We start from the raw sequence: 14,126 nt of genomic DNA on the forward strand, positions 1-14,126 counted from the left end.
TCATGGCCGATACGCCTCTCATTGAACTTGTCGATATCAAGAAGCAGTTCGGCCCCGTCATCGCTCTTAATGGCGTCTCCGTCTCGGTCATGCCGGGTGAGTGCCATTGCCTCCTGGGCGATAATGGTGCGGGAAAATCCACCTTCATCAAGACCATGGCCGGCGTCCACAAGCCGACCTCGGGCGAAATCCGCATGAACGGGCAGAAGGTCGATTTTGCCAATCCGCGCGATGCCATGGAGGCGGGTGTGGCCACGGTCTATCAGGACCTGGCGATGATCCCGCTGATGTCGGTGACCCGCAATTTCTGGATGGGCCGCGAGCCCCGCAAGGGTTTTGGGCCGTTCCAGTTCCTCGACATGGACGAGGCCAATCGCGTCACCATGGCCGAGATGCGACGCATGGGAATCAATCTGCGCGAGCCCGACCAGGCGGTGGGCACCTTGTCGGGTGGCGAGCGCCAGACCGTGGCCATCGCCCGTGCCGTCTATTTCGGCGCCAAGGTGCTGATCCTCGACGAACCGACTTCGGCCCTCGGCGTGCGCCAGACCGCCAATGTGCTGGCCACCATCGACCGTGTCCGCAAGACCGGCATCGGCATCGTGTTCATCACCCACAATGTGCGTCATGCCATGGCCGTGGGAGACCGCTTCACCGTGCTCAACCGTGGCAAGACCCTGGGTACTGCTCGGAAGGGTGAGTTGAAGCCCGAGGAGTTGCAGGACATGATGGCTGGCGGCGCGGAACTGGCCGAGCTCAATACCTCACTGGGCGGCACCGTCTGACCCAGCGACCGCAGCGAAATTCCGGCCGGGCAGGGTGTCCGGCCGCTTGTTTGGAGAGACTACACATGACCGTTCGTTTCGGCCTGCTCGGCGCGGGCCGCATTGGCAAGGTTCACGCCAAGGCGGTGACATCCAATCCCCTGGCCCGGCTCGTCGCCGTCGCCGACGCCTTTCCCAAGGCCGCGTCCGATCTTGCGGCCCAATACGGCGCCGAAGTGCGCAGCATTGAAGAGATCGAGGCCGCCAGCGACATCGACGCGGTGGTCATCTGCACGCCGACCGATACGCATGCCGATCTGATCGAGCGCTTCGCTCGCGCCGGCAAGGCCATCTTCTGCGAAAAGCCCATCGATCTCGATGTCGAGCGCGTCAAGGCCTGCCTCAAGGTGGTTGATGCCGAAGGCGGTACGCTGATGGTCGGCTTTAACCGCCGCTTCGACCCGCATTTCCAGGCGGTCAAATCCGCCATTGCCGAGGGCCAGATCGGCGATGTCGAGATGATCACCATCATCTCCCGCGATCCCGGCGCCCCGCCGGTCGACTATATCAAGCGTTCGGGTGGCATTTTCCGCGACATGACCATCCATGATCTCGACATGGCCCGCTTCCTGCTCGGCGAAGAGGTCGATACCGTCACCGCCTTTGGTTCGGTCCTGGTCGACAAGGCCATCGGCGAGGCCGGCGACTATGACAGCGCCTCGTTGATCCTCACCACCGCCTCGGGCAAGCATGCCACCATCTCCAATTCGCGCCGCGCTACCTATGGCTATGACCAGCGCATCGAGGTTCATGGCTCAAAGGGCTCGGTCGCGGCCGAAAACCAGCGTCCGGTCTCGATCGAAATCGCCAATGGCAATGGCTATACTCGCCCGCCGCTGCACGACTTCTTCATGACCCGCTATACCGAGGCTTATGCCCGCGAAATCAGCGCCTTCATCGATTGTGTTGAATCGAAGTCTCCGGCTTCGCCCAGCGGGGTCGATGGCCTCATCGCCCTCGCCCTCGCCGACGCCGCCCTGAAATCGGTCAAGGAGGGCAGGGCGGTCAAGGTCAGCGAAATCACCGGCGCCATGGCCGACAAGAGCGTGTTCCAGGGGCGGTAAAGGGCTCACAACGCTCGATATCTGGCGTATGGGAGAAGGCGTCCATCCGATGCCTTTTCCTTTTTCCGATAGCCTCAAGAGCCCATGAAATATCTTCCTCTCATCGCCAGCCTGCTGATCGTCTCACCCGCCTTCGGCCAGGGTGCCGAGCCACTCTCCGTCTTCACTCTGCGCGGTGACTGCGAGGAATTGCGCGTGGGCGAACAAAACCTGCTCGCCATCTGCGCCGACGAGTTCATGCAGGTGTCCTATGACGGCGGTGCCATGGAGTTCTCGATCTGGACCGATGATCCCACCGGCCGCTTCTTCGTCTTCTCCGGCATGGCTGAGCGCACCGACGCCGGCTTTGCCGTGCAGCTCGACAGCATCATCGAAAGCAAGGACAGCGCCGGCGAGGATATCACCGAGCATCGGGCCAATGGTCAGTGCGCGCTGAGTGGCGACCCTACGGCCGCTCCGGCGCAATACAAGTGCACCGCCACCGACGCCAATGGCCGCGACTACGCGTTCGCCTTCCACACGGACGGCAGTCAGCCGGAAAGCATGCTCGACTGAATTACCCCAGCATCCACTCATGCTCGGCCGCATTGTGGAATTTCCACACGCGCTTCGGGCCTGCCATGACGTTGAGATAATAGAGATCATACCCCGCCGTCGTCGCCACCGGATGATAGCCCCGCGGCACCAGCGTCACGTCGCCATCCTCGATCGCCATCGCCTCATCGAGGCTCCGATCGTCGGTATAGACCCGCTGAAACGCAAAGCCCTGCGGCGGGTTCATTCGGTGATAATAGGTCTCTTCCAGCAGGCTCTCATGCGGGAGATTGTCCTGGTCATGCTTGTGCGGCGGATAGGACGAGGTATTGCCCTGCGGCGTGATCACCTCAACCACCAGCAGCGCATTGGCCGCCCCGTCATCCTCCGGCATGATATTGTGCACATGCCTGACATTGGCGCCCTTGCCGCGATGGATCTGCTTATGCGTCCCCGCCGGGATCGCCCGCGCCTTGAAATCGCCGCCCCCCGGCGCCGAGCAGATCGCCAGCTCCAGATCGGTGGTCGCATCCACCGCCCAAGTGGCACCCGCGGGCACATAGAGCGCCCACGGCGCCCCCTCGAACGGGCTCATCCGCTCGCCGAGCTCACCGAAATGCTCGCCATCCACGGCAAACCGCCCCTTGCCGCTGACCAGCACCAGGCACACTTCGCGCGCGCCGGTGGCCTCGCCATAGGCCTCGCCCGGCTTCAGCCGATGCAGGCCGAAGCCGACATGTGTCCATCCCGCCGAAGCGGGGGTCACATCATGGATCTTGCCGCTCGTCGCCGTCGGGCGCACGAGGAGGGGGGATTTGCTCATGGTTCGGCTCCTCCTTGGGGAAGGCGTAGAAGAAATTGTAGAGCGAGTAAGCCAGCGCTGCGCCGACCAGGATCATCCACAGCTGCTCGCCGGTATAGAACACTTCCCAGCCCAGCCAGATGCAGAGGAACACCACCACGGCAACCCGCCGCCACAGCGGCCGGAACCAGCTTACTTCGTTTTCCTTCAGCGCCATGCCATCGCCTCCCGCTTGATTCAATCCGGTAAGGCTTTAGCACAAGCGCTTCGAAAGACTCACCCTTTCGGGAAACCCTCGGTCTCGACGGTGTAGCCGGCCGCCGTCATCACCCGCATCAGCTCCTTGTGGCCCACCTGGGCCATTTTGAGCGGCGGATTGGCCACCGGGTCCTGCTCGGCCTCGACCACGAACCAGCCCTCATAGCCATAGTCCGCAAAGCGCTGCACGATAGCGCCGAAATCCAGCGATCCATCGCCCGGCACGGTAAAGGCGCCCAGCGCCACCGCATCGAGAAAGCTCTGCCTGCTGCGATCGAGCCCATCCACCACCGAGCGGCGGATATCCTTCACATGCACATGGTTGATGCGCGCATGATGCTTGTCGATTGCCCGCAGCACGTCGCCGCCGGCAAAGGCGAGGTGCCCTGCATCGAGCAGCAGCGGAATGCCTGCCCCGGACGCGGCCATGAAGGCATCGAGCTCCGCCTCGGTCTCGACCACGGCGGCCATGTGGTGATGATAGGACAGCGGCATGCCCTGCTCGGCGCACCATTCCCCAAACGCCGTCACCCTGCGCGCATAGGCCTGCATTTCGTCGTCCGACAGGCGCGGCTTCTGCGCCAGCGGCACGTCTCGCTTGCCCTGGATCGAGCGGCCGACTTCGCCATAGACGATGCAGGGCGCGTTCACCGCCTTGAACAGCTCGATCATCGGCGCGATGCGGTCCTTGTTGGCCGCCAGTTCCTCGTCCACCAGCGTGCCCGAGAACCAGCCTCCGCACAGCGTCACATCGGCCGCGCGCAGGATCGGCAGCATGGTCGCCGGATCGTCCGGAAACCGCCGGCCCTTCTCCATGCCGGTAAACCCGGCCGAGCGCGACTGCCGCAAACACTCTTCCAGCGACACGTCATCGCTGAGTTCCACCAGATCGTCGTTCCACCACGCGATGGGCGACATGCCAAGTTTGGCTTTCATGCTTCTCTCCTGCGCCCTACAGCGCCAAAACCCTTCACCCGTCTCGGCCTTTGGCCGATCCACCCTCTCCCGCAAGGGGAGAGGGGTGAGCCGGTGGATGTTCAAAACGCGGTGCCTCCCTTTTCCCCCACGGGAGAAGAATGGATCGACGGGCACCTTCTATTCCTCTCCCTCTCGGGGAGAGGGTGGATCGCGCGAAGCGCGAGACGGGTGAGGGGGCCTTACCCCGCCCGCTGCGCCCGCAATGCCTTCACATAGGCCTCGCGCGCCGCATTGACGCTGGGTCGTTCGCTCACCTCCGGCACCGCCACATCCCACCAATGCCCACCGGCCTCGGTGGTCACCAGCGGATCGGTATCGATGACAAACACATGCACACCGCCGGCCCCTTCGCTCTCGGCCAGCGCCGTTTCCAGCTCTGCCACCGAAGCCAGCTTCTTCGCCTTGGCGCCCATGGATGCGGCATGCGCCGCAAAATCCACGTTCGGCATTTCGACATGGAAAGTGTCGCGGAACAAATTGTTGAAATTGGCGCCACCGGTGGCCATTTGCAGCCGGTTGATGCAGCCGAAGCCGGAATTGTCGAGCACGACCACGGTGAGCTTGAGGCCCATCATCACCGCCGAGACGATTTCCGAATTCATCATCAGATAGGAGCCGTCGCCGACCATCACCACGACATCGTCTTCCGGCCGCGCTAGCGCCACGCCCAGCCCGCCGGCGATCTCGTAGCCCATGGTCGAAAACCCATAGTCGAGGTGATAGCTGCCCGGCCCATCGGCGCGCCACAGCTTGTGCAATTCGCCCGGCAAACCGCCCGAGGCGCAAACCAGGGTGGCCTTTGTCCGGCCGCGCTGCACGGCGCCGATAACCTGCGCGTCGGAGGGCAGTTCGACATTGCTGGCAGCCCGTGCCGCATCGGCGTCAGCAAGCCAATCTTCCTTGAGTTTCAACGCTTTCTGCGTCCAGGCGGACTCAACCTGCCAACCCATCAGCGCCGCATCCAGCGCTTCGAGACCCACCCGCGCATCCGCCACCAGCGGCAGCGCGTTGTGCTTATGCGCGTCGAAGGGCTGCACATTGAGCCCGATGAGTTTGAGATTCTCGTTCTTGAACAGCGCCCAGGAGCCGGTGGTGAAATCCTGCAGTCGCGATCCCACCGCCAGCACCACATCGGCTTCTTCGGCCAGCGTGTTGGACGCCGAGGTGCCGGTCACCCCGACCGAGCCCATATTGAGCTCGTGCACATGGGGTAGGGCGCTCTTGCCCGCCTGCGTCTCCATCACCGGAATGCCGTGCTCCTCGGCAAAGGCGGCGAGGCTCTCGCTGGCTTCCGAATAGAGGACGCCACCGCCGGCAATGATCACCGGCTTCTTGGCCAGTTTTAGCGCCGCCGCGGCCGTGGCGAATTCGTCGGCATCCGGCATGATCCGGCGCGGCACCCACACCTTCTCGGCGAAGAAGCTCTCCGGGTAGTCATAGGCTTCCGCCTGAACGTCCTGGCAGAGCGACAGCGTCACCGGCCCGCATTCCGCCGGATCGGTCAGCACCTGCATGGCGCGGCGCAGCGCCGGAATGATCTGTTCGGGTCGCGTGATGCGGTCGAAGTAGCGGCTTACCGGCCTGAAGCAGTCATTGACGCTCACCGTGCCGTCGCCGAAGTTTTCGCCCTGCTGCAGCACTGGATCGGGCAGGCGATTGGCGAACACGTCGCCCGGCAGCAGCAGCACCGGAATGCGGTTCACATAGGCAAGCCCCGCCGCCGTGACCATGTTCAGCGCGCCGGGCCCGATCGAGGTGGTCGCGGCCATGAAGCGGCGCCGGAAACTGGCTTTGCCATAGGCGATGGCGGCGTGCGCCATGCTCTGCTCGTTCTGGCCGCGATAAGTCGGGAGCTGATCCTTGACCGCATAAAGTGCCTCGCCGATCCCCGCGACATTGCCATGCCCGAAAATCGCCCAGACCCCGCCGAAGATCGGCAGCTTCTCGCCATCAATCACAGTCATCTGCGCCGTCATGAACCGCGCCACGGCCTGCGCCATCGTCAATCGAACAGTTTTTTGGCTCATTGCCGTTTCCTCAATAATCCTTCACCAGGGCTGCCCCCTCAATTCTTCTCACCCTTTGGGAGAGGCTGGATCGGCCGCAGGCCGAGACGGGTGAGGGGGATGCCGCAGCGCACTAGGGCGTTTCAAATTCTGGTTGGTGCGGTTCCATCGCTCCCTCCCCCCTTGAGGGGGAGGGCCGGGGTGGGGGGTGGTTCAGTGACAAACCGATGGACCCCCACCCTCATTCCCTCCCCTCAAGGGGGAGGGAGGCGAAAGCACCACTAACCCGCACGCTCCCAAATCTCCACCAGCGCCCCGAACCGTTTCGCCATATCGGCAACGGCCTCCTCGTCGCTTATCTTCCCATCCAGCCAGGCCCGCGCCGCATCGGCAAAGATCGTGCGGCCCACCGCAAAACCCTTGACCGTGCGCGCCGACTTGGCCGCCTTGAACCCGGCCTCCAGCTGGTCCTGCGGCGCATCCAGCCCCAGCAGCACGACGCCACGACAGAGCGGATCGCGCGCTTCGATCACCGCGTCGGTTTGGGCCCAGGCCGCCACATTGTTCTGTGGCTCGAGCTTCCACCAGTCCGGCTTGATCCCGGCATCGTAGATCTCGGTCAGCGCCCGAGCCACCGTATCATTCTCGAGTGGTCCATTCTTGCCAGCAATGATCTCGACCAGCAATTCGCGGCCGACCTTGCGGGCGGCATCGAAGGCCGAGCGCAGCTTGGCGATCTGCTCCTGGCGCAACGCCGCCGCATCATCAGGATGAAAGAAGCACAATACCTTGATGCAATGGTCCACCGGCCACTCGACCAGGCGCGAGCCCAGATCCTGGGTAAACTCGAACTGCAGTGGCCGCGACCCCGGCAGCTCGATCGGCTTGGCGACCCAGAAATTTTTGAGGGCACCGGCCGCATAAAGCGCATCGCGCCCATATTTGTCGTCGAGCAGCGTGCCGAAGCCGTCCCGCCCATCGGCCACCTGCGCCGCCGCCTTGATCGCCAACACCTTGAAGTCGGGAATGCGCGCCAGCTTCTGTGCATCGCCCCCGACCATGTCCTCGAACTGGCTGCGATGGTCTATGGCCAGCGCCTTGAGCGCGGGGATGGGACGACGACGTGTCGTGGCCCAGTGCACATGGTTGATCGCCTCGTCCTTGCGCAGCGCCCGCTCCTTGCTGCCATGCTCGAGGAAAAACTGCAGTTCGGTCCAGGTCGGAATTTCGGGTGCGCAGAGCAGCCGGCTCACCGCAAAGGCGCCGCAGGCATTGGCCCAGGTGGCGCTGGTGGCATGGCTCTCGCCGCGCAGCCAGCCGCGCAGGAACCCGCTCATAAAGGCGTCGCCGGCCCCCAGCACATTATAGACCTCGATCGGAAATCCCTTGCCGACAATGCCGTCTTCGAGATCGTCGGGAATGGCGCCGTCATAGACAATGCAGCCCATGGGACCGCGCTTCAGGACGATCACGGCGGAGGAGAGGGACCGCATCGTCCTGAGCGCAGCGTGGAGATCGTCGGCACCAGCCGCGATCAAAACTTCTTCTTCAGTGCCCACGATCAGATCGCATTCTGGCAGCACTGTCTTGAGATGTGCCGAGACCTTGTCCGAGGCGATATAGCGGCTGTCGCCGGCATCGTGCCCGGCCAGGCCCCAGAGATTGGGGCGGTAATCGATGTCGAAGACGATCTTGCCACCATTTTCGCGGGCAATTCGCATCGCCTTGCGCTGCGCCCTGTCGCTATGCGGCTTGGAAAAATGCGTGCCGGTCACCAGCACCGCACGGGCCGAGCGAATGAAATTCTCGTCGATATCGCCCTCATCCAGAGCCGCATCGGCGCAATTGTCGCGATAAAAGATCAGCGGGAACGACTTGTCATTCTCGACCGCCAGCAGCACCAGTGCCGTCAGGCGCTCGGGATCGGTGACCATCCCGGCCGTTTCGACACCCTCGCGCTCAAGTTGCTCGCGGATGAACCGGCCCATCTGCTCATTGCCGACGCGGGTGACAAGCGCCGATTTGAGGCCCAATCGCGCCGTACCGACCGCGATATTGGTGGGGCAGCCGCCCACCGATTTGGCAAAGCTGGCAATATCCTCGAGCCGCGTGCCGATCTGCTGGCCGTAAAGGTCCACCGAGGCACGCCCGATGGTAATCACATCGAGCGGTCTGTTCGCCAATTCGGTAGTCACCCTTATCTCTCCCGCGCTCTGTCGTCATCGCTTCGCGCTATGATGCGCTTCAGGAATAATGAAATACAGGTTCTGAAACTGCGTCAAGATAGAATATACGTTCCGAACGTGGAATGTTCAGAATTCGTTCATATCGCGGTCAGGAAACACGCATCGGAAGGTCAGCCGCGGCGGCGCTTTTCTGCGACCGACACGGTCAGCGCCATGGCAAAGGCCATGCTTCCCGACAGCGAGCGGAAGCCGGCATGGTCGGCCTCGACCAGTTCGAACCACACGGTCGAGCACTCGGCCAGCGGCGAAAATGCCGAGTCGGTCAGCGAGACCAGCGGCACATTGCGCCCAGCCAAAGCCCGCGCCTGCGCCGCGCTTTCCGAGGCATAGGGCGAAAAACTCACGGCGAAAGCGGCATCTTTTTCGCTGGCAAAGGCCAGGAGATCGTCATCGATTCCCGCCGCCGTCCCCACCAATTGGCACCGCACCTTCAGCTTCCCAAAGGCATAGGCCATGTAGTTGGAGATCGGATAGGAGCGCCTTTTGGCGATGAGGTAAATGGTCTCTGCTCGCGCTAAGATACTGACAGCACGGTCGAAATTCTCCGGGTCCACCACATTGGCGAGGCTGTCGACGCTGCTATGCGCCGCTGAAATGAACTTGTTGAGAATGCCAGCGCTCTCCGAAAGCGCCGGCCCGCCTTCCTCGAGACTACGCAGCCGATCCTCATAGCTGGAATTGCGTTCGCGCAGGCGTAGTCGGAACAATTGCTGCAGTCCCGAAAATCCGTCGAAGCCAAAATGCTGCGCAAACCGCACCAGCGTGGAGGGCTGCACCTGCGCCGAACTGGCAATGCTCGCCGCCGTACCGAAGGCGATCTCGTCGGGATGATCGAGCGCATAGGCCGCCACCTGCGTCAGCCGCTTCGGCAATTCCGCCTTGCGCCCCAGAATAGCCATCCGCAACGCCTCGAAATCCTGCGGCGGCAGCCCCGAACCCGTCATTTTCACTCACCCCATCACCAACACCTCCTCCTACCACAAACCCCATTTTCCTGACCAGCAGCCCCATTCCAAAACCGGAATGAATGTACTATTGAACATGCGTTTCATTGTGGCGGAGGGATGGAATGAAATCTTCGATCGGCGTTGGCCTCATCGGCACCGGCTATATGGGCAAGTGCCATGCGCTCGCCTGGACCGGCGTGAAGGCAGTTTTCGGCGACGGGCCGCGCGTGCGCCTCGAGCATCTGGCCGAGGTCAGCCAGGAGATCGCCGACCGCAAGGCCGAGGAATTTGGCTTTGCCCGCGCCAGCGGCGACTGGCGGGCGCTGATCGCCGATCCCGCCGTCGATGTCGTCTCCGTCACCACCCCCAACGCCTTCCATGCCGAGATGGCCATCGCGGCTCTGGAAGCCGGCAAGCATGTCTGGTGCGAAAAGCCCATGGCGGTGGCGCTCGACGATGCAATGCGCATGGAGGCTGCGGCTCGGGCGAGCGGCCGGGTCGCCGTGCTCGGCTACAATTACATCCAGAACCCGATGATCCGTCACATCGGGCGGCTTCTGCAGGAAGGCGCCATCGGCGCGGTCAACCATGTACGCCTCGAAATGGACGAGGACTTCATGGCCGATCCCCAGGCGTTGTTCTACTGGAAGAGTGAGGCCAGTTCCGGTTATGGAGCGCTTGACGATTTCGGCGTGCATCCACTCAGCATGCTCTCCGTGCTGTTCGGGCCGGTCACCAAGGTGTTCGCGCATCTGGCAAAGCCCTATCCCGACCGGCCGACCAAAGAGGGTACGCGCCGAAATGTCGAAACCTACGACATTGCCAGCGTGCTGGTCGAACTGGGCGATGGGATCAGCGGTGTGCTGGCCTTCAACCGCTCCGCCTGGGGCCGCAAGGGCCGCATCGCCGTGCAGATCTTCGGCTCCAGGGGCAGCATCACCTATGACCAGGAGCGGATGAACGAGCTTCAGCTCTACAGCACTGCCGACCGCGCCAGCGAACAGGGCTTTCGCACTATCCTCGCGGCTCCGGTGCACCCACCCTATGACCGCTTCATTCCAGCGCCCGGCCACGGCCTTGGCTTCAACGATCTCAAGATCATCGAATGCCACGAATTGCTGCGCGCCATTCGCGACGAGCCGGCCCGTGTGATCAATTTTGCTGCAGGTCTGCAGATCGAGAAGACGGTGCACGCCATGGCCCGAAGCCATCATGAGGGGCGCTGGGTCGCGCTGTAGCCCTCTGCGCCGGAACCGCCCCAATCCCGCAAATCACAACAATCACCCTCGGGTTGACCCGAGGGGACTGTGTTTTGCGAACCTGTCGGAACGTGGCGAATACTGGAGGGAGCCGATCAGGCGGCCGCCAGGCTCGCCTTGGGCCCATTGTCACGTTCGGCCCAATAGATCAGCGCCGATGCGGCAACGATCAGCAGGGCACCGGGCCAGAACCAGGCCGAGGGCACCTGGCCGAGAGCGATCCATCCGAGCAACCCGCCCAGCAAAACCTTAACATCGGCAAAGGGCTGCAGATAGGTAGCGTCGGCATTGCGATAGGCGAAGGCGAGCAGATATTGCGCCGCTGCCGTCAATGCGCCGAGCAGGAGCAGCAGCACGAGGCCATTGCCACCCGGCAGGGCAAAGGGGAAGCCCGGCGCCATGCCAACGGGCAGCACGCCCGCAAAGGCATTTGCCGCCAGCAGAATCGCGAGGTGATTGGGCGTCATCAGTACCAACAGCGAAATAGTCAGCGTTTCCGGGCGCTCGCCCTTGCGGGTCAGGTGCTTGGTCAACACGTCTGTTGCGGCCCAGAGCGCAGCGGCGGTAATCGGGATCAGCGCCTGCAGGCCGATCCCTTCCGTCCCCACGCCGGAGATGATGATCGCACCGGCAAATCCCAGCATGGCGGCGACCATCCGGGCCAGCGACACTTTCTCGCCCAGCAGCAGGACCGAGCCGATGATGATGAACAGCGGACCGGTGGCCAGTAGCGTCACCATCTGCCAGATCGGCACGCCGGACGCGTAACCATAAACGAACACATGCACGCCCAGCGCCGATACAAAAGCCCGGATTTCGTGGGCGATCGGATGCGCCGTGCGCAGATTGTGGAGACCGATGCGCAGGATCAACGGCAGCGCCAGGATAGAGGCAATGAGATATTGCCAGAAGGCCATGCCAGTCGAACTCATGCCGATCCCGCCATACTCGACCGGGGTGGGCAGGATGGATTGCAATGTGTTGGAGCCGGCAAACACCAGGCTTGCGGCCAACATGAACAGCGCGCCCGTGGTGGCGGCGTTGCGGGAAGAGGAAATCTGGTTCATTCGTCGTCCTTTCCGTAACCAGTTTCCTCAGGGTTACGGGAGACGACAGGCCGGAACAGCGCGGCCCAATAGGCCACGCGCGCCCGGCAAGGCGCTTGGTCCCGTTCTCTTTCATCCGGACTATACCGTCGGCTCCGGAGTCACACCGGATCTGCTGACCCCAGGGACCAAACGGTCCAAAGGCGCTCGCGGGCTTGGCATTGCTGCCTTACCGCCGGTGGGGAATTTCGCCCCGCCCTGAGAACAATGCAGGCGAACCTGCACGAGAATAATTAGGGCAGGGCGCGGCCTGCGGCAAGTAAGCACATAGGTGTAACTGTGCGGCTTTCGCGAACGATGTAGAAAATCTGTTCGCAAAACCGCCGGTTCGTTTCGCTCATGGCATGGCCGTAACACGATCAAAAAACCGTTCCGCCTTGCGTCTGGTGCCTTGGGGTGTTTAAGAGCGGCCCAGGTTTTTCGGCGCGCGATCTTGCGTGCATATCCAGGTTTTCGCGCATGATCCGCCTCGAGAGTATCGGCAAGCAGAACGGCAAGCAGATTGTCTTCATCGAGGCCTCAGCCACGCTGATGCGGGGCGAAAAGGTCGGTCTGGTCGGTCCCAACGGCGCCGGCAAGACCACGCTCTTCCGCATGATCACCGGCGAGGAACAACCCGATGAGGGCCAGGTCTCCATCGATCGCGGCACCTCCATTGGCTATTTCAGTCAGGATGTCGGCGACATGTCCGGCAAGCCGGTGGTGGCCGAGGTGATGAATGGCGCTGGCCCGGTCAGCGAGTTGATGGCCGAAATGGCAGAACTCGAGGCGGCCATGGCCGATCCGGACCGCGCCGACGAGATGGACGAGATCATCACCCGCTACGGCGAGGTGCAGGGGCGCTTTCAGGAGCTCGACGGCTATTCGCTGGATGGTCGGGCGCGCGAAGTGCTGGCCGGCCTGGGCTTCAGCCAGGAGATGATGGACGGTGATGTCGGCGCGCTCTCGGGTGGCTGGAAAATGCGCGTGGCGCTGGCCCGCATCCTGCTGATGAAGCCCGATGTGCTGCTGCTCGACGAACCGAGCAACCATCTCGACCTCGAAAGCCTCATCTGGCTCGAGAGCTTTCTCAAGTCCTATTCCGGCGCGCTGCTGATGACCTCGCACGATCGCGAGTTCATGAACCGCATCGTCAACAAGATCATCGAGATCGATGCCGGCAATCTCACCAGCTATACCGGCGACTACGACTTCTATCAGGGCCAGCGCGAGATCACCGACCGTAACCAGCAGGCCCAGTTCGAGCGGCAGCAGGCTATGCTGGCCAAGGAAATCGCCTTCATCGAGCGCTTCAAGGCTCGCGCCAGCCACGCCGCCCAGGTGCAGAGCCGGGTGAAGAAGCTCGACAAGATCGACCGGGTGGAGCCGCCCAAGCGCCGGCAGACCGTCGCCTTCGAGTTCCGCCCTGCGCCCCGTTCGGGTGAAGACATCGTCCTGGTGAAGGGCGTCGACAAGGCCTATGGCAGCCGAACCATTTATGACGGGCTCGATTTCCACGTCCGGCGGCGCGAGCGCTGGTGCATTCTCGGCGTCAACGGTGCCGGCAAGTCGACCCTGCTCAAGCTGGTGGCCGGCACGTCGGAGCCCGATGCCGGCACGGTAAGCCGCGGGCCGAGCGTCAAGATGGGCTATTTCGCCCAGCACGCCATGGACGTGATCGATGGCGACGACACTGTGTTTCAGGCGCTGGAATCGGCCTTCCCCCAGGCAGGGCAGGCGCCGCTGCGGGCGCTGGCCGGCTGCTTCGGCTTCTCGGGCGACGATATCGAAAAGAAGTGCCGCGTGCTCTCCGGCGGTGAAAAGGCGCGTCTTGCCATGGCGCTGATTCTTTTCGATCCGCCAAATTTCCTGGTGCTGGACGAGCCCACCAACCACCTCGATATCCAGACCAAGCAGATGCTGATCGAGGCGCTTTCGGCCTTCGAGGGCACCATGCTCTTCGTCAGCCACGACCGCCATTTCCTCGCCGCCCTCTCCAACCGCGTGCTGGAACTGACCCCCGATGGCGTCCACACCTATGGCGGCGGCTACACCGAATATGTGCAAAGCACCGGCCAGGAAGCCCCGGGTCTGCGGAGCTAGGCCTTTCATGTTTCGGTTGA

12 protein-coding genes and 1 riboswitch are annotated in these 14,126 nt (G+C 62.9%); of the genes, 5 read left to right on the forward strand and 7 right to left on the reverse strand.

Annotated features, from left to right (window positions below):
• Positions 1–2 precede the first annotated feature (2 nt).
• The 3 genes from BGO80_RS18215 to BGO80_RS18225 all read left to right on the forward strand — a co-directional run bounded on the left by BGO80_RS18215 (position 3) and on the right by BGO80_RS18225 (position 2,443).
• Complete coding sequence (locus BGO80_RS18215) at positions 3–785, forward strand: ATP-binding cassette domain-containing protein (RefSeq protein WP_286722839.1); 783 nt, start codon at positions 3–5, stop codon at positions 783–785.
• A 65-nt stretch (positions 786–850) separates the two neighbouring features.
• The gene (gene iolG / locus BGO80_RS18220) at positions 851–1,888 is read left to right on the forward strand and encodes an inositol 2-dehydrogenase (protein ID WP_286722840.1); all 1,038 of its coding nucleotides are present in this window, start codon (positions 851–853) and stop codon (positions 1,886–1,888) included.
• Between the two features lie 84 nt (positions 1,889–1,972).
• Entirely contained in the window at positions 1,973–2,443 is a 471-nt protein-coding gene (locus tag BGO80_RS18225; protein ID WP_286722841.1) for a hypothetical protein, read from the forward strand.
• Position 2,444: 1 nt separating this feature from the next.
• On the opposite strand, the gene iolB is transcribed toward BGO80_RS18225, so the two are convergent.
• The 6 genes from iolB to BGO80_RS18255 all read right to left on the reverse strand — a co-directional run bounded on the left by iolB (position 2,445) and on the right by BGO80_RS18255 (position 9,656).
• Positions 2,445–3,245: a 5-deoxy-glucuronate isomerase gene (gene iolB / locus BGO80_RS18230; RefSeq protein ID WP_286722842.1), complete on the reverse strand. Its 801-nt coding sequence runs from the start codon at positions 3,243–3,245 to the stop codon at positions 2,445–2,447.
• Entirely contained in the window at positions 3,190–3,441 is a 252-nt protein-coding gene (locus BGO80_RS18235; protein WP_206437873.1) for a DUF3329 domain-containing protein, read from the reverse strand. The genes iolB and BGO80_RS18235 overlap by 56 nt, the downstream gene beginning before the upstream one ends.
• A 59-nt stretch (positions 3,442–3,500) precedes the next feature.
• Positions 3,501–4,418: a myo-inosose-2 dehydratase gene (gene iolE, locus BGO80_RS18240; protein ID WP_286722843.1), complete on the reverse strand. Its 918-nt coding sequence runs from the start codon at positions 4,416–4,418 to the stop codon at positions 3,501–3,503.
• A gap of 221 nt (positions 4,419–4,639) precedes the next feature.
• The gene (iolD, locus tag BGO80_RS18245) at positions 4,640–6,487 is read right to left on the reverse strand and encodes a 3D-(3,5/4)-trihydroxycyclohexane-1,2-dione acylhydrolase (decyclizing) (RefSeq protein ID WP_286722844.1); all 1,848 of its coding nucleotides are present in this window, start codon (positions 6,485–6,487) and stop codon (positions 4,640–4,642) included.
• Positions 6,488–6,747: 260 nt separating this feature from the next.
• Positions 6,748–8,661: a bifunctional 5-dehydro-2-deoxygluconokinase/5-dehydro-2-deoxyphosphogluconate aldolase gene (locus BGO80_RS18250; protein WP_286722845.1), complete on the reverse strand. Its 1,914-nt coding sequence runs from the start codon at positions 8,659–8,661 to the stop codon at positions 6,748–6,750.
• Positions 8,662–8,822: 161 nt separating this feature from the next.
• Positions 8,823–9,656 carry a MurR/RpiR family transcriptional regulator gene (locus BGO80_RS18255; RefSeq protein ID WP_286722846.1) on the reverse strand — a complete coding sequence of 278 codons (834 nt, stop codon included), beginning with the start codon at positions 9,654–9,656 and terminating at the stop codon, positions 8,823–8,825.
• A gap of 125 nt (positions 9,657–9,781) precedes the next feature.
• Here BGO80_RS18255 and BGO80_RS18260 point away from each other — a divergent pair, with 125 nt between their 5' ends.
• On the forward strand, positions 9,782–10,897 hold the full coding sequence (locus BGO80_RS18260; protein WP_286722847.1) for a Gfo/Idh/MocA family protein: 1,116 nt from the start codon (positions 9,782–9,784) through the stop codon (positions 10,895–10,897).
• A 116-nt stretch (positions 10,898–11,013) separates the two neighbouring features.
• Here BGO80_RS18260 and BGO80_RS18265 read toward each other — a convergent pair whose 3' ends face one another.
• Entirely contained in the window at positions 11,014–11,985 is a 972-nt protein-coding gene (locus BGO80_RS18265) for a DMT family transporter (RefSeq protein WP_286722848.1), read from the reverse strand.
• A 99-nt stretch (positions 11,986–12,084) separates the two neighbouring features.
• Positions 12,085–12,234, reverse strand: a riboswitch (FMN riboswitch).
• 249 nt (positions 12,235–12,483) lie between these two features.
• On the opposite strand from BGO80_RS18265, the gene BGO80_RS18270 reads away from it, so the two are divergent.
• A complete protein-coding gene (locus BGO80_RS18270; protein WP_286722849.1) occupies positions 12,484–14,106 on the forward strand; it encodes an ABC-F family ATP-binding cassette domain-containing protein in 1,623 nt (540 codons plus the stop codon).
• The last annotated feature ends 20 nt before the right edge of the window (positions 14,107–14,126 follow it).

This window comes from Devosia sp. 63-57, from assembly GCF_001899045.1.
In the GTDB taxonomy this organism is placed as follows: domain Bacteria; phylum Pseudomonadota; class Alphaproteobacteria; order Rhizobiales; family Devosiaceae; genus Devosia; species Devosia equisanguinis.

Excerpts from the sequence above, each read along its gene's own strand:
- BGO80_RS18215 (WP_286722839.1), top strand. The coding sequence starts at position 3 with ATGGCCGATACGCCTCTCATTGAACTTGTCGATATCAAGAAGCAGTTC.
- iolG (WP_286722840.1), top strand. The coding sequence starts at position 851 with ATGACCGTTCGTTTCGGCCTGCTCGGCGCGGGCCGCATTGGCAAGGTT.
- BGO80_RS18225 (WP_286722841.1), top strand. The coding sequence starts at position 1,973 with ATGAAATATCTTCCTCTCATCGCCAGCCTGCTGATCGTCTCACCCGCC.
- iolB (WP_286722842.1), bottom strand. The coding sequence starts at position 3,245 with ATGAGCAAATCCCCCCTCCTCGTGCGCCCGACGGCGACGAGCGGCAAG.
- BGO80_RS18235 (WP_206437873.1), bottom strand. The coding sequence starts at position 3,441 with ATGGCGCTGAAGGAAAACGAAGTAAGCTGGTTCCGGCCGCTGTGGCGG.
- iolE (WP_286722843.1), bottom strand. The coding sequence starts at position 4,418 with ATGAAAGCCAAACTTGGCATGTCGCCCATCGCGTGGTGGAACGACGAT.
- iolD (WP_286722844.1), bottom strand. The coding sequence starts at position 6,487 with ATGAGCCAAAAAACTGTTCGATTGACGATGGCGCAGGCCGTGGCGCGG.
- BGO80_RS18255 (WP_286722846.1), bottom strand. The coding sequence starts at position 9,656 with ATGACGGGTTCGGGGCTGCCGCCGCAGGATTTCGAGGCGTTGCGGATG.
- BGO80_RS18260 (WP_286722847.1), top strand. The coding sequence starts at position 9,782 with ATGAAATCTTCGATCGGCGTTGGCCTCATCGGCACCGGCTATATGGGC.
- BGO80_RS18265 (WP_286722848.1), bottom strand. The coding sequence starts at position 11,985 with ATGAACCAGATTTCCTCTTCCCGCAACGCCGCCACCACGGGCGCGCTG.
- BGO80_RS18270 (WP_286722849.1), top strand. The coding sequence starts at position 12,484 with ATGATCCGCCTCGAGAGTATCGGCAAGCAGAACGGCAAGCAGATTGTC.